The 21,280-nt window shown below is 40.4% G+C and carries 15 protein-coding genes; 8 read left to right on the top strand and 7 right to left on the bottom strand.

Features of this window, described 5'->3' with window-relative positions:
- The first annotated feature begins 6 nt into the window (after nt 1-6).
- Nucleotides 7-2,931, top strand: coding sequence for a GH92 family glycosyl hydrolase (locus ES711_RS09265; RefSeq protein ID WP_146892842.1), 2,925 nt, complete (start codon nt 7-9; stop codon nt 2,929-2,931).
- Nucleotides 2,932-3,068: 137 nt separating this feature from the next.
- Nucleotides 3,069-5,384 (top strand): GH92 family glycosyl hydrolase, encoded by a 2,316-nt coding sequence (locus ES711_RS09260; RefSeq protein ID WP_146892840.1) that lies wholly within the window; start codon nt 3,069-3,071, stop codon nt 5,382-5,384.
- Here ES711_RS09260 and ES711_RS09255 read toward each other — a convergent pair.
- Nucleotides 5,381-6,793 carry an aldehyde dehydrogenase family protein gene (locus tag ES711_RS09255; protein ID WP_146892839.1) on the bottom strand — a complete coding sequence of 471 codons (1,413 nt, stop codon included), beginning with the start codon at nt 6,791-6,793 and terminating at the stop codon, nt 5,381-5,383. The two genes, ES711_RS09260 and ES711_RS09255, sit on opposite strands and share 4 nt — an antisense overlap.
- Before the next feature lie 194 nt (nt 6,794-6,987).
- Here ES711_RS09255 and ES711_RS09250 point away from each other — a divergent pair, with 194 nt between their 5' ends.
- Nucleotides 6,988-7,179, top strand: a complete 192-nt coding sequence (locus ES711_RS09250; RefSeq protein ID WP_146892837.1) for a hypothetical protein — start codon at nt 6,988-6,990, stop codon at nt 7,177-7,179.
- A gap of 101 nt (nt 7,180-7,280) precedes the next feature.
- On the opposite strand, the gene cphA is transcribed toward ES711_RS09250, so the two are convergent.
- Nucleotides 7,281-9,938 carry a cyanophycin synthetase gene (cphA, locus tag ES711_RS09245; protein WP_146892835.1) on the bottom strand — a complete coding sequence of 886 codons (2,658 nt, stop codon included), beginning with the start codon at nt 9,936-9,938 and terminating at the stop codon, nt 7,281-7,283.
- 194 nt (nt 9,939-10,132) lie between these two features.
- Here cphA and ES711_RS09240 point away from each other — a divergent pair, with 194 nt between their 5' ends.
- Nucleotides 10,133-10,990 (top strand): cyanophycinase, encoded by an 858-nt coding sequence (locus tag ES711_RS09240; protein ID WP_146892833.1) that lies wholly within the window; start codon nt 10,133-10,135, stop codon nt 10,988-10,990.
- A 689-nt stretch (nt 10,991-11,679) separates the two neighbouring features.
- On the opposite strand, the gene ES711_RS09235 is transcribed toward ES711_RS09240, so the two are convergent.
- Nucleotides 11,680-12,609 (bottom strand): isoaspartyl peptidase/L-asparaginase family protein, encoded by a 930-nt coding sequence (locus tag ES711_RS09235; RefSeq protein WP_146892831.1) that lies wholly within the window; start codon nt 12,607-12,609, stop codon nt 11,680-11,682.
- 124 nt (nt 12,610-12,733) lie between these two features.
- Between ES711_RS09235 and polA the strand changes: the two genes are divergently transcribed.
- From polA to ES711_RS09220, 3 genes are all read left to right on the top strand, one after another.
- On the top strand, nt 12,734-15,580 hold the full coding sequence (polA, locus tag ES711_RS09230) for a DNA polymerase I (protein WP_146892829.1): 2,847 nt from the start codon (nt 12,734-12,736) through the stop codon (nt 15,578-15,580).
- 110 nt (nt 15,581-15,690) lie between these two features.
- A complete protein-coding gene (locus ES711_RS09225; protein WP_211363062.1) occupies nt 15,691-16,083 on the top strand; it encodes a (deoxy)nucleoside triphosphate pyrophosphohydrolase in 393 nt (130 codons plus the stop codon).
- Between the two features lies 1 nt (nt 16,084).
- Nucleotides 16,085-16,393 carry a hypothetical protein gene (locus ES711_RS09220; protein WP_146892827.1) on the top strand — a complete coding sequence of 103 codons (309 nt, stop codon included), beginning with the start codon at nt 16,085-16,087 and terminating at the stop codon, nt 16,391-16,393.
- On the opposite strand, the gene ES711_RS09215 is transcribed toward ES711_RS09220, so the two are convergent.
- The 4 genes from ES711_RS09215 to ES711_RS09200 all read right to left on the bottom strand — a co-directional run bounded on the left by ES711_RS09215 (nt 16,386) and on the right by ES711_RS09200 (nt 19,426).
- Nucleotides 16,386-17,465 (bottom strand): HpaII family restriction endonuclease, encoded by a 1,080-nt coding sequence (locus ES711_RS09215; protein ID WP_146892825.1) that lies wholly within the window; start codon nt 17,463-17,465, stop codon nt 16,386-16,388. The genes ES711_RS09220 and ES711_RS09215 overlap by 8 nt on opposite strands.
- Nucleotides 17,462-18,727 (bottom strand): DNA cytosine methyltransferase, encoded by a 1,266-nt coding sequence (locus ES711_RS09210; protein ID WP_146892823.1) that lies wholly within the window; start codon nt 18,725-18,727, stop codon nt 17,462-17,464. Before ES711_RS09210 ends, ES711_RS09215 begins: the two co-directional genes overlap by 4 nt.
- Nucleotides 18,728-18,875: 148 nt before the next feature.
- Complete coding sequence (locus tag ES711_RS09205) at nt 18,876-19,118, bottom strand: hypothetical protein (RefSeq protein ID WP_146892821.1); 243 nt, start codon at nt 19,116-19,118, stop codon at nt 18,876-18,878.
- 68 nt (nt 19,119-19,186) lie between these two features.
- Nucleotides 19,187-19,426, bottom strand: coding sequence for a hypothetical protein (locus ES711_RS09200; protein ID WP_170245253.1), 240 nt, complete (start codon nt 19,424-19,426; stop codon nt 19,187-19,189).
- Nucleotides 19,427-19,834: 408 nt separating this feature from the next.
- Here ES711_RS09200 and ES711_RS09195 point away from each other — a divergent pair, with 408 nt between their 5' ends.
- Nucleotides 19,835-21,043 (top strand): multidrug effflux MFS transporter, encoded by a 1,209-nt coding sequence (locus tag ES711_RS09195; protein ID WP_146892817.1) that lies wholly within the window; start codon nt 19,835-19,837, stop codon nt 21,041-21,043.
- The last annotated feature ends 237 nt before the right edge of the window (nt 21,044-21,280 follow it).

Raw genomic sequence — 21,280 nt, 5'->3', positions numbered from 1 at the left:
ATTCCAATGAAGTCTATTTTTATAGCTATAACGGCGTTTTTACTCCTTGTAAGCTGCTCTGACCGATCTAAAACTACGCCCGCTAAAAAAAATAAATCTTTAGTATCATTGGTCAATCCGTTTATTGGCACTGGCGGTCATGGACACACCTATCCGGGTGCGACCATGCCCTTCGGGATGATGCAACTCAGTCCTGATACCCGTCTTGAAGGTTGGGATGGGGCTTCCGGTTATCATTATAGCGATACCCATATTTACGGTTTTACCCACACCCATCTCAGTGGTACAGGCATTAGTGATTACGCCGATGTGCTGTTGATGCCCACTACTGAAGTGGTGTTTCATAATGGCAGTGACGGAAAAAAAGGCTACCGCTCAAAATTTTCGCACGCTAATGAAAAAGCTGAGCCTGGTTACTATAAGGTGCTCTTAGAAGACACAAATATTGAAGTTGAACTCACAGTTTCTGAGCGTAGCGGCATTCATAAATACCAATTCCCGACATCCAAAAATCAAATCATCGTATTAGATTTGCTACATCGCGATCAGTTATTGGCGTCTAAAATCAAACAAACCTCCCGTACGGAAATCACTGGGTTCCGCCATTCAAAATCTTGGGCTGCCAATCAGAAGCTTTTCTATTATATCAAATTTTCTCATCCGCTGTCCGTTGATTTGATTGCCAAAAAACAAAATCTAAACAATCGAAAGGCGGTTTTCCAATTTGACAATCCAAAAAACGAACCCATTTACGTAAAAATTGGAATCAGCGCGGTTGATGAAGAAGGCGCCAAGAAAAATTTAGAAACGGAAATTGGAGATAAAACTTTTGACCAGGTTAAAGAGATCGCACAGAGTACTTGGGAAAAGCAATTGGAAAAAATAGTGATTGAAACTGATAATCAAGACCACAAAACCAATTTCTATACCGCCTTATACCACACCATGCTCGCCCCTAATATTTATCAAGATGTTGATGGGCGCTATAGAGGTATGGACCAAAAAATTCATACCACGAAAGATTTTAAATACTATACGGTGTTTTCACTTTGGGACACTTATAGAGCGGCACATCCGCTTTACACGCTTATTGAACGCAAGCGTACCAGCGACTTTGTCAATACGCTCCTCGCCAAATACGATGAGGGCGGCATCCTACCCATGTGGGATTTGAGTGCCAATTATACGGGCACCATGATTGGCTATCACGCCGTTCCTGTGATTGCAGATGCTTATTTGAAAGGAATTAAAGGTTTTGATGCTGAAAGAGCATTTAAGGCCATGACCCATTCCGCCAACAAGAATCATTTAGGGTTAAAATCATATAAAGAATTTGGATTTATTCCGGTAGAGGAAGAAAGTGAGTCGGTGTCTAAAACTTTAGAATATGCTTATGACGATTGGACCATTGCTAAAATGGCGCAAGCGCTCGACAAAGAAGACGCTTACGAAACCTATATAAAACGCGCCCAAAATTATAAAAACGTCTTTGACCCTGAAACGCAGTTTATGAGAGGTCGCTTTAAAAATGGATGGGTCACACCCTTTGATCCTTTTGAGGTGAATTTCAATTATACGGAAGCTAACGCCTGGCAGTACAGTTTTTATGTGCCACAGGATGTTTCAGGCTTTATAGACTTACTGGGCGGTAAGGAAGTTTTAGAAGGCAAATTGGACACGCTGTTTACTGCAGAGAGTCATACTGCCGGCAGACCTATGCAAGACATTACCGGCCTCATAGGCCAATATGCCCACGGTAATGAGCCGAGCCATCACATGGCCTACCTCTATAATTTTGTCAACAAACCTCATAAAACTCAGGAGATAGTACACGAAATTTTGACCACATTGTATAAAAACGAGCCGGATGGCATTTCAGGGAATGAAGATTGCGGCCAAATGAGTGCCTGGTACGTGTTTTCGTCAATGGGCTTTTACCCAGTTACGCCAGGAGCCGATGCCTACATTATCGGGACACCGTTGTTTGACAAGTCAACTATCAATCTCGAAAATGGTAACAACTTTACCATTAAAGCTTTTGATCTTTCAGACACTCATAAGTATATCGACTATGTCCGATTGAACGGCAGTAAACTGCACGAAAGCTATATCAGCTCCAAGGATATTTTAGCGGGAGGGATTTTGGAATTTTATATGACCGATGAACCTTCAGATTGGGCAACCGATGACGACGAAGCGCCAACCACCGCCATTACCGATTTTAAAATCGTGCCGGTGCCGTTTATCGCTAAAGGCGCTATTTCCTTTAAGGAACAAACCGAAGTTACTTTAGGAAACGCGCAATTGGAAACCGCTATTTTTTACACCTTAAATGATACTGTCTACACACCATACGAAAAGCCGTTTATCATTTCTGAAGCGTCTATTTTAAAAATGTATGCAGAGAAAGATGGTGAAAAGAGTAAAACCATAGCCACTGAATTTTTTAAATTGGATCCGAATAGAGCCATCACCTTGCAAACTAAATATTCCGATGCTTATAGCGCTGGTGGTCCTGATGCGCTTATTGACGGAATTACGGGCACTAAAGACCACAGGACCGGCTTATGGCAAGGCTATGAAGGAGAAGATGTCATAGCTATTATTAATTTAGGTGAAGAAAAACATCTTCAGAAGGTTTCAGTGAATGTGTTACAAGACCAGCGTTCTTGGATTTTCTATCCTTCAGAAGTGTTTTGTTACACCTCAACTGATGGAAAAACCTTTCAATTTATCGGCAAGCAAAACTTAAATGCAAGTAAAAAATCTGAAGAGGTCCAAATAAAAACCGTCAGCTTCGACCTAAAAAACCGCAATGCCACCCATCTTAAAGTTATTGCCAAAAAGCTGGACAAATTACCACAATGGCATCCGGGCGCCAAAGACAAAGGCAAAAGCTGGATTTTTATAGATGAGATTAGTGTGAAGTGAGACCGCTTCAATCGCAGTTATAATAAAAGTTTCACAAAATAGGCGAACCTCTTCTTCCCAGACGGGTGGACGTTAAAATCCTAACTTTTAAACTTTAAAGTTGACATAGGGACACCTCAAAATCAAATTGTACGATCATGAAAACGCAACACCTATTATATTTCATTCCTTTTCTACTCCATACGATGACCTATTCTCAAGAACTGACAGAAACTGAAGCAAAAGATTATACAAAATTCGTTAATCCAATGATTGGAACGAGTAAAATGGGCCATACGTTTCCAGGTGCAACGACTCCTTTTGGAATGGTACAATTGAGTCCTCAAACCAACTTTCAGGTCATGTTTAGGGATGACGGCAGTTACAACCCTGAAACCTATGAATACTGCGCTGGCTACCAACACAAGGATTCCACAATTATAGGGTTTGCACATACTAATTTTAGTGGCACAGGACATTCAGATCTGGGTGATTTTTTAGTCATGCCCACTACTGGCGATTTGGTTTTAGAGCCTTTAAAAACAGAAACGGATAAAAAAGGCTTCTACTCTAGCTTTTCTCATGATAAAGAAGAAGCGTCTCCTGGATATTATAAGGTAGATTTAGACAGTTACGCTATTAAAGCAGAACTTACGGCGAGTGATCGTGTAGGGTTTCATAAATACACCTTTCTAAAATCAGATAAGGCGCACATCATTCTAGATTTAGTGTATAACATTTATCACTATGATACTAAAAACATATGGACCTTTATCAGGGTCGAAAATGACTCGTTGATTACAGGATATCGTGAAACCAAAGGATGGGCGCGCACCCGGAAGGTGTTTTTTGCTATGGCGTTTTCAAAACCTTTTAAAAGTTACGGTCATAAAAAATACGATGACATCCAATACAATGGTTTTTACAGAAAATTCAACGAAGGTGAGAATTTCCCAGAAATGGCAGGCAAGGATATCCGCGCTTATTTTAATTTTGACACTGAAGAGGGCGAAGAAATCCAGATCAAGTTTGCGTTATCGTCTGTCAGTAGTGCAGGTGCATTAAAAAATCTCACCGCTGAAATTCCGCATTGGGATTTTGAAAAGACGAAGGCGGAAACCAAAGCCAAATGGAATAAAGAATTATCTAAAATTGAAGTCACAACCATGACGCCCGAAGATAAAATCACATTTTATACGGCCTTGTACCACACCAATCTATCGCCAATTATTTATGAAGATGTGGATGGTCAATACCGCGGATTAGACCAAAACATCCATAACTCAGATGGCTTTACCAATTACACCATTTTTTCACTTTGGGACACCTACCGTGCCTTGCACCCATTGTTCAACATTACCCAACCTCAGCGGAATAATGATATGATTAAATCAATGCTAGCCCACCACGATCAAAGTGTGCATAAGATGCTCCCCATATGGAGCCATTATGCCAATGAAAATTGGTGTATGATTGGCTATCACGCCACATCAGTTATTGCAGATGCTATGGTTAAAAACGTGGGTGATTTTGATAAACAGCAGGCATTTCAAGCTTCGGTTAGTACCGCAAATGTGGATTATTTTGATGGTATTGGAGACTATAAAAAGTACGGTTATGTGCCTGAGGATAAAAATGACGCATCCGTATCAAAAACCTTGGAATATGCTTATGACGATTGGTGCATTGCGCAAATGGCAGAACAACTTGGTAACACTGCCGCAGAAAAAGAATACCGCCAGCGTTCCACTTTTTACGAGAATGTATTTGATGCATCCATCGGATTTATGCGACCAAAACTAGCCGATGGGAGTTTTAAAAAGGAATTTGACCCTTTAGATACTCACGGTCAAGGATTTATTGAGGGTAATGCATGGAATTATGGGTTATATGTCCCTCAAAATATTGAGCATATGATTGCACTTATGGACGGAAAGAAACGATTCAGTGACCATCTAGATCAATTATTTACCATGACGCTTGAGGACAAATACATCGAAAATAATGAAGATATTACTCGGGATGGGATGATTGGTAATTATGTGCATGGCAATGAACCTTCACATCACGTGCCTTACTTATACAATTGGACAGGAGATGCCTATAAAACCCAATCCCGTGTACGCATGATTATGGATACGATGTACGGCCCAACGGTAGAAGGTCTTTGTGGCAATGATGATGCTGGCCAAATGAGCGCTTGGTATATTTTTAGCAGTCTGGGCTTTTATCCGGTTACCCCAGGATCAGTGGATTATGCGTTAGGAAGTCCCTTGGTGAAAACGGCAACACTTCAGTTAGACAATGGTAAAAAGTTGAACATCACCGCTAAAAATCAGAGCAAAAAAAATGTCTATGTCAGTAAGGTTACCATCAACGGAAAACTTAAAAAAGGCACTTCCATCACTCATCAAGAGCTGATGCAGGGCGGTCAGATTGTTTTTGAAATGAGCTCAAAACCAAATAAAAACTAAAACCATTTCAGGGTAAAATCAATTAATTTCTGTTTAAAATTAGTGTAAGGCGGAGTCAGCAAATCAGTGGCACCCATCGTATGTTGTTTCATCATCCCACGCTTATTTGAAAATGCTTCAAAGCCAAAAAACCCGTGCGATTTACCTAAGCCGCTATTATTACTGCCTCCAAAAGGTAAATTATGATTTAAAAACTGTAATAAATTATGATTAATACACCCACTTCCTGCGCGGGTATTGCTCATGATAAAGTCAATATTCTTGTCAGACTTGCTATAAATGTAAAGCGCTAAAGGTTTTTCTTTAGAATTGATATAATCTACAGGCTCCTGCAATGTGCTAAAGGTTTTTACCGGAAGAATAGGCCCAAAAATTTCATCTTGCATTAATTTCGAATCTTCCGGAACATCAAACACCAAAGTAGGTTCTATAAAATGATCTTTCCCGTCAGATGCGCCACCTGAGACAATGGTGCTGCCGTTTATTTTAGCTTCAGCAATGTAACCGGTTAAGCGTTCAAAATGCTTGGCATTGACAATTCGCGAATAAGAATCCGATAATGCCACTTGGTCCGTATAAAACTGTTTAATTTTCGACTTAAACAGGGTGGTAAATTGCTCCTTAAGATTTTCCTGCAACAAGATATAGTCTGGCGCGATACAGGTCTGTCCGGCATTGGTGAACTTTCCAAAAATAATTTTCTCAACCGCTTTTTCAAGATTTGCAGAGTCGTCAATAATGGTGGGCGACTTCCCTCCCAACTCCAAGGTTACGGAAGTCAAATGTTTGGAGGCGGCTTTCATCACAATTTTCCCCACTTGCGGGGAGCCAGTAAAAAAGATGTGGTTAAAAGGCAATTTCAACAAATGTTCAGACACCTCAACTTCACCTTCAAAAAGCGCCACCTCATCCTCCTTGTACAAGGCGCTCACGATTTCGGCCATCACCTTGGAAGCGTTTGGCGTCATCTCTGACGGTTTGATGATGATTGTATTGCCGGCAGCAATGGCAGATACCAAGGGTCCAAAAGTTAAGTTGATAGGGAAGTTCCACGGGGAAATGAGCAAACACACACCTTTGGGCTCATATACAATATAAGAAGAGGCTCCTAATAAGGATAATGGCGTATCGACTTTCTGTTTCTTCATCCAAGATTTTAAATTGCTTTTGGCAAATCTAATTTCGGTCAATACCGGATAAATTTCAGTCAGATCGGTTTCTAGGTATGGCTTCTTAAAATCGGCATACATGGCCTCCCGGATCTTTTGCTTGTAATCCACTTCCAAAGCGACCATCAGCGCATCCAACTTTTTGATACGCTCCTTGTAGGTGGTATTTCCTACTTTAAATTGATTCGTTTTTTGTCGATTAAAAATTCCGTAATAGGGATTCGTATGTATGTCTTCCATGTAACTTTTTGTTTTTTCGGCTGGAAGCCGTTTTTATGTAATTCTGGGTAATTTTTTGAGTTTTAAAACACCTTTTGCGTTTACCGCTGAGAGTTATCCAACACTAGTTTCAGTTGAGTAGGTGTCGTTTCTTTGTCCTATAAATTACTAAGAATAGCAAATTTATTTGTAATACCTGTTTATTCATTATAGCAATGGTCACTTTACCACGCCTCTCGTTTGTCCAAGATTTTGCCAACGGTACCGCAAAACAAGCTGAAGTGATCACTTTTAAGGCCTTTCCGGAAAACCTAGAACTTCTGGTTTCTATTGGAACTTTTACAAACAATGATCTCAACGATTTAAGCTCTAAAAAGAACATCGCATTGCTCAGCATCATGACCTGAAAAAAGTAAAGTCGAAAAAGCAAGAAGCTGTTAAAACTTTTTTAATCGGTTATTCCTATAATGACGAGACATTCCACAAAAGAAATGTCCCGTTTTTATTGTTATTTATTTGGAATATCACCAGTAGTAAATTCATATAATTGATTGGCTTCCTCTTCTTTTAAATCTTGAACCAATTGCAAAGCATCGGGCACCACATCACTACAAATCACGATTAAACTGTCCTTTTTAGCATTTTTTATGGCATAGGTAGCCGCCTCTCTCTCATTAGGAATAATGGTGATTTTCTTATTCGGATCCTTCATTTTAATGCCGGCATCCAACATGTTGATCAATTCACATTCCGTGCGGCCTCTTAAGTTTTTGTCCTGGCGGATGATGATTTCATCAAACATGTCCGCAGCAATACTGCCAATTTCATTGGTGTCTTCCTCCCGTCGGTCGCCCACGCCTGCAATTATTCCCACCTTAATGCTGGCATCAATTTTTTCAATAAACTTCTGGAGTGCTCGCATGCCTGACGGATTATGGGCATAATCCAACAACACCTGAAAATCTTTAAATTGGAATAAATTAAGTCTTCCCGGCGTTTGTGCCGGCGACGGAATAAAGGTTTCTAAAGCCACTTTCATTTCATCAATCGTAAACTTCTGAATATAAGCCGTCAGCACCGCTGGCAACACGTTTTGAATCATGAAAGTTGCGCGCCCACCATAGGTTAAGGGCACATTAAGGGTTTTTATGATCCGCATTTTCCACTCGCCGCGACATACGGTAATATATCCGTTTTCATAAATTGCGGTTAAGCCACCCAACTTCTGCATGGCTTTAATGTGTGGATTATGTTCATCCATTGAAAATAGTGCCACATTACATTTCAGCGAGCGTCGCATTTCATAGACCAACTCATCATCAGCATTTAAAATAGCATAACCATCGGGCTTGACCGTTTCCGGAATGACGCCTTTAACTTTCGCTAACTGCTCAATGGTATGGATGCCTTTTAACCCCAAATGATCAGACGCTACATTGGTTACAATCCCGATATCACATTGGTGATAGCCAAGTCCTGCGCGTAAAAGTCCGCCTCTTGCGCATTCCAACACCGCGAAATTCACGGTGGGATCCTTCAGTACAAATTCGGCACTTGCAGGTCCCGTACAATCGCCTTTCATCAGCAACCTATTCTGCACATACACCCCATCACTGGTGGTGTACCCCACTTTAAAGCCTTTCATTTTTGCCAGGTGAGCAATAAGTCGGGTGGTGGTCGTTTTCCCATTGGTTCCTGTGACCGCTACAATTGGAATTTTACTGTCCACCCCGTGCGGGAATAATTTATCAATGACATGGGAGGCCACATTGCGAGGCAATCCGGAAGTGGGCGCCAAATGCATCCTGAATCCGGGTCCCGCATTCACTTCTAACACCGCACCGCCAGTCTCTTCAAGCGGCTTGCTGATGTCTGTAGTCATCACATCAATCCCACAAATATCCAAATCAATAATCTTAGAGATGCGTTCCGCCATAAAAATATTGGACGGGTGCACCATATCGGTGACATCTTCTGCGGTGCCCCCTGTACTTAAGTTGGCGGTATCCTTTAATAACAAACACTGGTCTTCCTCCAAGACGGAATCTAAGCTATACCCAGCGTTTTTAATAATTTCTAAGGTCAGATCATTCACCGTGATTTGGGTGAGGACATTTTCATGACCGTAGCCACGACGGGGATCCTGATTGACCTCATCTATCAATTCTTGCACGGTAGAAGAACCATTTCCAACCACATTGGCCGGCGTTCGTTTGGCTGCTGCCACCAATACATTATTGATCACCAACAAACGGTAATCATCGCCCACCACATGTTTTTCAACAATGATGGCGCCACTTTTTGAACTTTCCTTGGCACTCTGAAACGCGACCAAGGCGTCGGCATAGCTGTTGATGTTCACGGTGATGCCGCGCCCATGATTCCCATCCACGGGTTTGATCACTAAAGGAAACCCCACGTATTTGCAGGCTTCTTCCAACCCGATATCCTGTCTGATAATGGTGCCGCGTGGCGTTTGCACCTCTGCTTGTTCCAACAAGAATTTGGTGTCTTCCTTATCGCATGCCAATTCAACACCAATACTGCTTGTTTCACTAGTAACGGTTGCCTGAATGCGTTTTTGATTAGCGCCATACCCCAATTGGCAGAGCGAATAGGTATTCAATCGAATCCACGGAATCCCTCTCGAAGCGGCTTCTTCCACAATAGACCCCGTACTAGGGCCCAAACGTTCCGCCTCACGCAGTTCGCGCATCTTCTGAATGTCAATCGTCATATCATAGTCTTCGCCTTTTATGAGCGCTTCGCAGATATCCACAGAAAGCTTTGCAGCATAACGTCCCACCGACTCTTCCATATAGGCGAAGACTACATTATACACACCCTCTTCGCCATAACCACGCGTGCGGCCAAAACCAACATCCATTCCGGCTAAAGTTTGGACTTCCAAAGCTATATGTTCTATAATGTGTCCCATCCAGGTGCCTTCTTCCACACGCTGAAAAAAACCACCGGCTGTACCTACAGAACATCGGTGCTCGTACATGGTAGGAAATAGGGCTTCCAACCGGTCTTTAAACCCGGTAATAGTATTGGATGGACGCTTTTCCATCTCTTCCAAATCCAACACCATAACAATTAATTTGTGACGGCGAACAGACCAGTAATTTGGACCTCGCATCGCGTTGATTTCGCGTATTTTCATAAATTTTAAGGGATTTTTGGATTAAACTCAATACGTTTCTAAACTATCTTAGGTCATTCGTACATGATGTTCAGCAGTTCAATTAAGAAAGTTTTAGAAGCTTGAGTTGGCAATTTTATTGACATTTCATAAATATAGAATTAATTTTTTTGAAATAAGTTTAATTTTACAAATTGATAATCATATGTTTGAGGATGGCTATAAAAGGAATTTTAATTCCCATTGGAGGAAATGAGGACAAAGGAAAAAATGACTCTGAAAAGCACACGCTCGAGTTCATTGATGAAGGTATTTTATACCACATTAAACAACAGGCTGGAGGCCAACACGCTAATATTGTAGTCATTCCTACAGCATCTAGCATTCCCGAAGAAGTTGGGATAAATTATCTGGCCGCGTTTAGCACTTTGGGTTGCGAAAACGTGACGGTTTTAGACATCAGGAAAAGGGAAGATTCAGAACAGCAAAATGCCATCGACTTGATTACGGCAGCCAATTGCATCATGTTTTCTGGAGGTGATCAGTCAAAAATTACCAACAAAATTGGGGGCACCGCCATTCATCACATCATGATGGAGCGGCTGCAAAATGAAGACGACTTTGTCATTGCGGGCACCAGTGCGGGCGCCATGGCCATGACCAACGAAATGATTGCAGGCGGCAGGGCTGTAGATGCTTTTACTAAAGGCGCCGTGACCATGTATAAAGGTTTAGGATTTTTGGAGGAACTCATTATTGATACCCATTTTATTCAACGGGGTCGTTTTGGTAGAGTAACGGGCGCCATTGCTAAATTCCCGCATTTGCTTGGTTTCGGTCTGGCGGAAGATACTGGGATGATTATTAAAAATGGCCAATGTGTGGTGATTGGTTCTGGAATGGTGATCGTATTTGACGGCAATCAGATTACCCATAATAAGGAAGACATTCTGGACATAGGCACTCCAATGACCATCGCAAATTTAACCGTGCACGTATTGTCAAACGGCGATGTGTTTGATATTAAGCATCGGGCGGTCAGCGTCCTTCCGTTGGAGGCCGATTTTATTTAAACGATCAATTTTTTAGGAGCCTTCACATCTTTGGAATACTAAGAATTTTGGAACGCTGATGACGCGGATTTTAAGGATTTTCACTAATTTTTTTTGAATCATTTTGTAGGCACTTTCAACCTAAAACCTCAACCCCTCTCTTAATTCTTAATACTTTGTACTTAATTCTAATTTCTACTTGTCAATCAAAGTGTCCATTTATTTGAACGCTCACACAATTGGAACGCTGATGACGCGGATTTTAAGGATTTGCACTGACTTTTTTTGATTCCTTTTGCAGGCACCTCAAACCTCAATCCCCTCTAATTCTTAATACTTAGTACTTAATTCTTAATTCTACCTTTAAAATAAAGTGTCCATTTATTTGAACGCTTACACAATTGGAACGCTGATGACGCGGATTTTATGGATTTGCACTGATTTTTTTGATTCCTTTTGCAGGCACCTCAAACCTCAATCCCCTCTAATTCTTAATACTTTGTACTTAATTCTTAATTCTTCCTTTAAAATAACGTATCCATTTATGTAAATTCTGACACTCTTGGATCGCTGATGAAACGGATTTTAAGGATTTTCACTGATTTTTTTCGAACCATTTTACAGGCAAAATCAACCTCATCCCTATAACCTAAATCCTCAAACCTCAACCCCTCTCTTAATTCTTAATACTAGGTACTTAATTCTAATTTCTACTTGTAAATCAAAACTTCAGAACCGCCCTCTGACGTTCGATACGCCCGATACATCCCTTCGGTATTGAAGGGCATCGCAATGTTGCCTTTGGCATCTACTGCAATTAAGCCACCGTCGCCGCCAATTTTTAATATGCGATTTTGGATGACTTCATCTGCCGCTTCCTGTAAGCTCAAACCTTTATATTCCATCAAGCAGGACACATCATAGGCCACGACCCCTCTGATAAAAAACTCCCCACTGCCCGTACAACTCACAGCACAGGTGGCGTTATTGGCATAAGTTCCGGCGCCAATCATAGGGCTATCGCCTACGCGTCCCCACTTTTTGTTGGTCATCCCACCTGTAGAAGTCGCCGCCGCCGTATTGCCATGTTGGTCGCAGGCCACCGCGCCTACCGTTCCAAATTTACCGTCTTTTTTGACGCTGTGGTCTAACTGAAACTGATCGCTGTCTTTAATCCCTTGCCATTGTTGGTAGCGCACCTCATCGTAAAAATAAGTCGGCTCTAAGACTTCATGGCCGCGACTTTTAGCAAAAGTCATCGCACCTTCTCCAGCCAGAAACACGTGGTAACTGTGGTCCATAATATCACGTGCCAAGGCCACTGGATTTTTAATCCCGGTGATCAAAGACACCGCTCCGGCCTTTACATTACTGCCGTCCATAATGGCTGCATCCATTTCGTGAGTGCCTTCCGCGGTAAACACAGAACCTTTCCCGGCATTAAAAAGCGGGGTGTCTTCCAATAATTTTACCGAACGTTCCACGGCATCCAAAGCGGTGCCGCCGGCTTCTAAAATTGCATAGCCAGCGTTAAGGGCGGTTTCCAAAGCCGCTTTATAGGTTTCTTCCAGTTGAGACGTCATTAGTCCTTTTACTAAAGTACCGGCACCGCCGTGAATGGCCATTGAGAATGTTTTCATCAGTTCGTGTTTAGGCTCCAAATATACAGCATGAGAACCAAAAAAGCAGAACGCTTTCCAGCTTTAAAAGTTGGACCGTTTTGATAAGTTTTTTGTACTTTTATTGACTTCAAAAAAATGAATAATGTCCGAACAAAAACGCCTTTTCTTAGTCGATGCTTACGCCTTAATTTTCAGAGGGTATTACGCTTTTATCAAAAATCCCAGAATCAATTCAAAGGGTGAAGACACTTCTGCCATTATGGGATTTATGAACTCCTTATTGGACGTAATTAAAAGAGAGCGCCCGGATCATTTGGCCGTTTGTTTTGACAAGGGCGGTAGTGCCGATCGGGTAGAAATGTACGAAGCCTATAAAGCGAATAGAGACGAAACGCCAGAAGGTATCCGCACAGCCATCCCGCATATTTGCCGCATTTTGGAAGCCATGCACATCCCTATAATGGTGAAAGAAGGTTTTGAAGCTGATGATGTGATCGGCACTCTATCCCGACAGGCTGAAGCCCAAGGTTACAAAACTTACATGGTAACACCTGATAAGGATTTTGCCCAATTGGTGACGGAAAACACGTTTATGTACCGCCCGAAATCGTTTGGTGGCGGCTATGAAACGTGGGGCATTGAAGAAGTCAAGAAAAAATTTGAAGTCGAAACGCCGTTGCAAGTCATAGATTTCTTAGGCATGATGGGCGATTCTTCTGATAACATTCCCGGGTTACCTGGTGTAGGCGAAAAAACCGCTAAGAAATTCATCAAGCAGTACGGCAGTATGGAAAATCTTTTGGCCAATACCCACGAGCTGAAAGGTAAAATGAAAGAAAACATTGAGGCCAATAAAGAACTGGGCTTACTCTCCAAAACATTAGCCACCATCATGTTGGATGTGCCGGTGACGTTTTGCGAAACTGATTTTGAAATGTCCGAGCCGGATGTGGAGGCTGTGACTAACATTTTTCAAGAATTGGAGTTTAGACGTTTAACCGATAATTTCCTAAAAACTTTCGCTCCGGGCGCTAATAACGGCGGCACGGAAAACAATAAAACCCCAATCGCGCCCTCAGCAACGGCCACAACATCGGCCGCCGCTGGCCTTGGTCAGTTTTCTTTATTTGGAGGTGATGCTGATAGCCAAACCCCTACGACAGACGCATACACAAGACATACCTCCTCTTCAGCCGCTCATTTTTACCAGAGCGTGGCACCGGGGATGGGCACCAAGTTGTTTATTCAAAATTTGATGAAACAAACCAGCGTGTGTTTTGATACTGAAACCACGGGACTCGACCCGATCACGGCTGAGTTGGTGGGCATTGCATTTTCCTGGGAAGTAGGCAAAGGTTTTTACCTTCCGTTCCCAGAAGATCAAATTGAAGCCCAAGAATTAATTGAACAGTTGCGACCCTTTTTTGAAGTGGAAACCATCGAAAAAGTGGGTCAGAATTTGAAATACGATATTAAAGTCCTGCACAAATATAACATTCAGGTAAAAGGCAAATTGTTTGATACCATGTTGGCCCATTACCTGATCAATCCGGATATGCGTCATAATATGGACGTTTTGGCGGAAACCTATTTGAATTACACGCCTATTTCTATAGAATCGCTGATTGGCAAGAAAGGCAAGAACCAAAAATCGATGCGCGATGTGCCTTTAGCGCAACAAACGGAATATGCCGTAGAAGATGCGGACATCACCTTGCAGCTTAAAGAACATTTTGAAAAGGAATTGGGAGAGGCCAACACCCAAAAATTATTTGATGAGATTGAAATCCCCCTCTTGCGCGTGCTTGCCGATATGGAGTTGGAAGGTATCAATTTGGATAAAGACTTTTTAAATTCTTTATCCGAAAAATTGGATAATGATATCAACACGTTACAGACCCAAATTTTTGCGGAAGCCGGCGAAGAGTTCAACATCGCCTCCCCGAAACAGTTGGGTGATATTCTATTTGACAAGCTAAAATTGGTAGACAAGCCTAAAAAAACCAAAACTGGGCAATACGCTACGGGCGAAGAGATTTTGTCTTATTTGGCTAAAGACCACGACATTATTCAGCATATTTTAGATTACCGGGGCTTGGCAAAACTGAAAAGCACTTATGTAGATGCGCTACCCAATCAGGTGGAGCCATCAACCGGGCGTGTGCATACCGATTATATGCAAACAGTAGCCGCTACGGGACGTTTGAGCAGTAACAACCCGAACCTTCAAAACATTCCGATCCGTACGGAACGCGGACGCCAAGTGCGGAAAGCTTTTGTGCCACGGGATGAGAATTACACTTTGTTAGCGGCCGATTATTCGCAAATTGAATTGCGTATTATTGCCGCCCTCAGCGAGGAAGAAACCATGATTACCGCCTTTAAAAATGGCGAAGACATTCACGCCTCTACCGCCTCTAAAGTTTTTGGCGTACCGCTGGAGGAAGTGACGCGCGAGCAACGTAGCAACGCCAAAACAGTCAATTTCGGAATTATTTATGGCGTCTCTGCCTTTGGATTGAGCAATCAAACCGATTTGTCTCGTAGCGAAGCCAAAGACCTAATTGACACGTATTACGAAACTTACCCAAAACTGCGCCGTTATATTGGTGAGCAGGTTGATTTTGCCAGAGACCACGGTTATGTACAAACGGTTTTAGGACGCCGTCGGTATTTAAAAGATATCAATTCCCGTAATGCCGTGGTGAGAGGCGCTGCAGAACGTAATGCGGTGAACGCACCTATTCAAGGGAGTGCTGCGGATATTATTAAACTCGCGATGATCAACATCCATAACAAGTTAAAAGAAGGCGATTACAAAACCAAAATGCTGCTTCAAGTACATGATGAGTTGGTGTTTGATGTCTATAAGCCAGAATTGGAAGCCATTAAAACCATGGTCAAGACAGAAATGGAAAGTGCGTACACCATGACCGTGCCTTTGGATGTGGACTTGGGGGTTGGTGCAGATTGGTTGGAGGCGCATTAGGGTTTAAGAATTAAAACCGTTTCGCTACTAATCCCGACAGCTATCGGGAAAGAACAAAGAATTGGTTGTAATTGATTAAGATGCCTTAATCTTTTAAATGAAAATTACTATTGAAAACTATTCGGGTCACCTGTGCCATCATACAATTTGATTCAAAAATACTGGCCGTTCAGCGAAGCGCACAGATGAAACTTCCTTTGAAATGGGAATTTGCTGGTGGCAAGATTGAGCCAGGCGAAAGTGAAGTGGATTGTATAAAACGTGAAGTTCTAGAAGAGTTAAACATTAACATCGAGGTCAAAAAGCGCCTTACTCCGGTGACTCATGCCTATCCTGATTTTAAAATTGAATTGATTCCTTTTATTGCTGATTATGTTTCAGGAGAACTGAAGCTCAAAGAGCATGCTGATTATGTTTTAGCTGACAAGGAAGCGTTGCTGCAATTGGACTGGGCTGAGGCTGACATTCGGGTTGTGAGGGAATTGAAAGAATATAAAAATTAATATGAAAAGAAATTTTTACACTAAAGAAGAAATAATTCTTTGCACTTATATTGCAAGATTTGGCAGAAATGAGTTTGATGAACAAGATATATATCATTTAAAAGAAAGATCTGTAGCTTCTATTAAAATGAAAGTACAAAATATAGCGTCAATGCTCTTCGAGAATGGTTTTGATACACATTCCAGCATATCTAAACTTACTGGCACACCATTAGGCAAAATTGGCAGAAAAACAAATTGGGATATCGTTGAACCCTTAGCCAATAGGAATAAAATCGAATTATTTAATATATGTAAAAAGATTATTTAATAAATCTAATTTGCAAATTTAGATTTAGGTAAACCTGCCCATTTTTTTCGTAAATCTTCCCGAATTCGTGTTTAGAAGAACTTGCCGTTTCAAGCTTTGTATTGTTAAGTAAATAGTCCTCAAAATGATTTCTGTTGTATATATGGTAGCATAATACATCACCATTCTCTTTAACAATTAAATATCCACCTGTTGCATCATATTGTCCTGACCAAACTTGCCCTGGCATCATTCCAAGCGCGGCATCCGTTAAAAATCGTTTGATTTTGTAGTCGTAAAATTTATGATTGTTTTCAATGTTATAGCCCAGCGGGTTTCTTTCAGCTATCAAATCGACTAGATCAGTCAAACGCGAAAACTTACAAGTATAAAAATCTAAAACTATATGAGACAAAATTTCAGGAAGAAAACTATCTATCAATATGAGATTGTTAGAGAATATTGGTCTTTCTGTTTTATGAAATTCTAAAACCCCTCCTTTATTTTGGATTTCTAAAACTCTGTCTCGTATTTTACTTCTGGAATTAATTAAATTGATTTGATTAATTTCTTGTTCTGACAGCAGCACATCTACAATTCTAAAAATAAAATTTGTAGTTTTTCCCGCGTTCAACAAGGTTGAAGGACTTCCTAATTGCGACTTAATACTAAATCCTAGCGCTGGTTGCTGGTTAGTTCGATGGTCATGAACTACAATTGTAATATCTGTCTTTTCAGAAGAACCCGCTTTTAAGGAAATGCATTTTATGGATTGCATAAACTCTTCTATCAATGGAACAGAAAACGTTCTTTCACGATTTTCTTTGATTGTATTTAGTAGAAAAAGAGCTTTATCCTTAAATTCCGAAATTGGTATTTTTAAGATTTTTTCATGTCCAGAGATTAAAATTATCTCATCTTGGATTGAATACTCAAAGTTGCCATTATTTTCTGTACGCAGTATTTTAATAATTGGGTAAACTAAACCCTCCAATTTCTCAATTTCTTTGTTCCCCAGAAATAATTGTTTATCTCCCAATAGTTTCAAAAGCGCATAGATTTCACTCCATTCTCCTTTATTTCCTGTAATCATTTGCCCTGGAGTTTCTCAATAATTTTTTTCGCCGTCGCTTGAATTGCTGGAACTGCTACCGAATTACCAAATTGTTTATAAGCCTGAGCATCCGAGACCACAATTTTAAATTCATCAGGAAAACCTTGAAGTCTTGCCCATTCTCTTGGTGTCATTTTTCTAATACCTTCTCTATTTACTTTACCCGAAATTTTTGTTACAGGTATAAAGTTTGTTAATCTATCATCGTAAACCAAGTTTCTTTCTCTACCCATACCTCCACAAACTACAGCATTTGCTGTTCCATCATTAGGAATTATTTCATATCCAAAGCCGTTCCCTTTACTTTCGTGCCTTGCTCGATGGTTTTTTAGAGTTTGAAGATATGTAGTGGACAAATAATACTTAACGGAAACCTCGACTTCTTCTAAGATGTTTTCTAATGTCTTTGTGTTGTCAATGGATTCTGGATATTGAAAATCATTAATCCCTAAATCCTTTCTAAACCCTACAATAAATATTCTTTCGCGGTTCTGGGGCACACCAAATTCTTTTGCATTTAAAACCTGAGGATCAGGAACATAATAATTCAAATCTTCTCTAAGTACATTTAAAATTGTAGCAAGGGTCTTTCCTTTATCATGATTACGTAAGCCTTTGACGTTTTCAAGAAATATTGCCTTAGGCTGCTTTTTCTTAATAATCTCTGCAACATCGAAAAACAACGTCCCTCGCGTATCTTCAAAACCTCCGCGTCTTCCTGCGATAGAAAATGCTTGGCACGGAAACCCTGCACACAAAACATCAAAATCATCAGGAATATAATTCTTTGTTTCAGATTTAGTAATATCACCAAACGGTATTTCGCCAAAGTTTGCTTTATAAGTTTGTTGGGAATATTTATCCCATTCACTAGTAAATACGCATTTTCCTTTAAGATTCTGTAATGCTAAACGAAATCCGCCAATACCAGCGAACAAATCGATAAACCTAAATTTTGGTTTTAAAGGCGCCGGAAATGGAATGGAATTATTAAAATCGAAGAGGAAGTATTGCAGAGCCTCCTCAGAAACTTTGTCGGTAATATCTTCATTTGGAAATTCTCTTTCAAGAACTGATTTCACATAGGAAAGAGCATCTTTCTTGTAAAATTTAGAAATACCATTCTTATGATTATGCAAATAATGTGTAAAAGATGCAGGTCTAGAATCATCAGGATCAAATGTTCTTATCTCAAAAAGCTGTCCATCAATGTTTTCTATTTTAATTCCCTCTTTTATCATGGTCTCTATTTGCCCGCCCAAGTTAGTAAATCTAGTTGGTGAATTCGACCAATAATATAAAATTTATCCACAAGTTCAATCCTATTCACAATATAAAACAGTGAATAATAAAACAAGGATAAATTATTTCAGAAAGAACTATGGAATATCAATGATACTCGACATTAATAAATCGATGTAATTGATTTGTCAAAAGCTCATCAACGACTAAGTCTTTTATATAAACTACTATAACGGGCGGAAAAGACAATCCTGTGTCCAACGTGAACAACTTGGCTCTGGATTTATCTCCATCCTCAAACACTTCTAGAACTACGTAAGTCTGATTTGGATCTTCATCTTCGTTCGGCGTATGAAATCTTACGATTTGACCTTTTTCTATTGGTTTCATAATATATTAGTTTTAATCAAATTTATATATTAAACCAATGCTTGTCAACATACAATAAGTAGCATTTTCTAAACTAAAATCTGTCTAGTAATAATAGAAATAGCTTCGTCCTTTTCTAAAATATTACCCATTTCACTTAAGGATTCTTCATCTCTATAAACACCATTTCTATCATTCCAAACTAACCACTCAATTAAATCTTCACGAGACCATGAGTTCAATTTAATATGAAGCTCATCACTACTCAATTCCATTATTTGATAATATGAATGTCTCAATCTTTCTTCTTCAGTTATACAGTTATACATAGCTTGCTTTTATTTAAATCGAAACCTAAATATACAAAGAATAGCTCATTAAAACACAGCAAACCAACGGCTTAAATACATGAAATTCAATTAGTTATTAGGAAAATCTTACCAAAATCACTTCATTTTTATATTTCCATTTTATATCTCCATAAGCAATCACAAATCCTTTTGCACTTTTATAAATTTGGAATTTGTGATACAATATCGCTAAGTTGCACTGAAAGCGCTCCCATTCTGACTTTTGTTATTCTCTTTTAAATTCTGTGTACTAACCCTATCAAAATTAGGTATCATCTATGTTCTGAACTGCTTTTCCATAGATCATATGGATCAAGCAAAATCATCTATTAATACAGGCCTATAACAAATCCGTCTTTCGTAATTTTGCAAACTGTTATTACCAAAATGCAAAAGAAAAAACGAAATCTGATCATTCTCATTTTAGGACTGCTCTCTGCCCTTGGACCATTTTCGATTGACCTCTACTTACCAGGATTCCCCGAAATAGCGCGCGATTTAAACTCCACTACAGGACGCGTGGCACTTTCTTTATCCAGTTATTTTGTTGGGGTGAGCCTTGGACAAATGATTTATGGACCCTTGCTGGATAGGTTTGGCAGACGAACCCCGCTCTTGGTTGGGCTGTTTATCTATTTATTTGCATCAGTTTATATTGTTTATGTGTCTACAGTAGATGCCCTGATTCTCGCCCGATTTATACAAGCCTTGGGGGGATGCGCCGGGATGGTGGCTGCCCGAGCTTTGGTCCGCGACCTTTTTCCGGTATCTGAAACCGCAAAAATATTCAGTCTGCTAATGTTGGTGATTGCTGTTTCGCCAATTATTGCCCCTACTTTGGGTGGTTTCGCTACAGCCCGTTGGGGATGGCCTTCCATTTTTATAATTTTGGCGGTGCTCGTGGCACTTAATATTCTTCTCGTTTATTTCTGGCTTCCTTTAGGAGCTCCACCTGATACAACGATGTCTTTAAAACCAAAACCAATCATTACCAAGTTTTGGAACGTATTTAAAACACCTCAATTTTATACCTACACGCTCACGGGATCTTTTGCCGCCAGTGGTCTATATGCCTATATCGCGGGTTCGCCTCACGTATTTATGGAACTTTACGGGGTTTCGGAAAAACAATACGGATGGATTTTTGGGATTATTGCCATGGGTTTGGTGACCGCCAGCCAGGTAAACACGTATATGCTAAAAAAATACACAAGCCAACAAATTGTAAAAGTCACCCTGTCATGCCAAGTCGTGGCGGGGGCACTGTTATTTTTAGGCACTGTATTTCAGCTTATTGAAATGTATTCCATGATCGTTTTGGTGTTTCTCTTTTTAAGTACCCAAGGTTTTGCCTTCCCAAACACTTCAGCCCTGTCGCTGGCGCCCTTTGAAAAGAGTGCAGGCACGGCTTCTGCGCTTATGGGCGCGCTACAGTTAGGAATAGGTGCCATTATTACGGCGCTGGTTTCGACACTTAGTAATGAAACACCGTTGCCCATGACAGGAATTATGTTTTTATGCGCTAGTATTTCTGTAATCATACTCTATTGGGGCACCCGAAAGATTAAGACCCTAGAGCGGGTGAGTACTACCTAATCGAACTTTTAGCTTGATAAATTACAAAGGAGGGCTTGAAGATTTTTTTTAGGAAGTGTTTTGTGTGAAGAAGTCAAATGTAGCTATTCAAATTTATCAAATCTCTATTTTAATTAAAAAAAAAAGTGCGCGGAAAGGTTTCTGATTATTATGAATGGTGTAATTTCTATAAGTTTTAGTCTGAGAACATCACTTTTTGACAGGATTGAGATGTTAATAAGTCAGATAAAAAAACAA

Origin of the sequence: Gelidibacter salicanalis (assembly GCF_007997285.1) — a bacterium.
Classification (GTDB): domain Bacteria; phylum Bacteroidota; class Bacteroidia; order Flavobacteriales; family Flavobacteriaceae; genus Gelidibacter; species Gelidibacter salicanalis.
This window is presented reverse-complemented; position numbering and strand designations above follow the sequence as displayed.

Bases quoted from the DNA above. Each gene is read 5' to 3' on its own strand.
- ES711_RS09265 (WP_146892842.1), top strand. From the start codon at position 7: ATGAAGTCTATTTTTATAGCTATAACGGCGTTTTTACTCCTTGTAAGC.
- ES711_RS09260 (WP_146892840.1), top strand. From the start codon at position 3,069: ATGAAAACGCAACACCTATTATATTTCATTCCTTTTCTACTCCATACG.
- ES711_RS09255 (WP_146892839.1), bottom strand. From the start codon at position 6,793: ATGGAAGACATACATACGAATCCCTATTACGGAATTTTTAATCGACAA.
- ES711_RS09250 (WP_146892837.1), top strand. From the start codon at position 6,988: ATGGTCACTTTACCACGCCTCTCGTTTGTCCAAGATTTTGCCAACGGT.
- cphA (WP_146892835.1), bottom strand. From the start codon at position 9,938: ATGAAAATACGCGAAATCAACGCGATGCGAGGTCCAAATTACTGGTCT.
- ES711_RS09240 (WP_146892833.1), top strand. From the start codon at position 10,133: ATGGCTATAAAAGGAATTTTAATTCCCATTGGAGGAAATGAGGACAAA.
- ES711_RS09235 (WP_146892831.1), bottom strand. From the start codon at position 12,609: ATGAAAACATTCTCAATGGCCATTCACGGCGGTGCCGGTACTTTAGTA.
- polA (WP_146892829.1), top strand. From the start codon at position 12,734: ATGTCCGAACAAAAACGCCTTTTCTTAGTCGATGCTTACGCCTTAATT.
- ES711_RS09220 (WP_146892827.1), top strand. From the start codon at position 16,085: ATGAAAAGAAATTTTTACACTAAAGAAGAAATAATTCTTTGCACTTAT.
- ES711_RS09215 (WP_146892825.1), bottom strand. From the start codon at position 17,465: ATGATTACAGGAAATAAAGGAGAATGGAGTGAAATCTATGCGCTTTTG.
- ES711_RS09210 (WP_146892823.1), bottom strand. From the start codon at position 18,727: ATGATAAAAGAGGGAATTAAAATAGAAAACATTGATGGACAGCTTTTT.
- ES711_RS09205 (WP_146892821.1), bottom strand. From the start codon at position 19,118: ATGAAACCAATAGAAAAAGGTCAAATCGTAAGATTTCATACGCCGAAC.
- ES711_RS09200 (WP_170245253.1), bottom strand. From the start codon at position 19,426: ATGTATAACTGTATAACTGAAGAAGAAAGATTGAGACATTCATATTAT.
- ES711_RS09195 (WP_146892817.1), top strand. From the start codon at position 19,835: ATGCAAAAGAAAAAACGAAATCTGATCATTCTCATTTTAGGACTGCTC.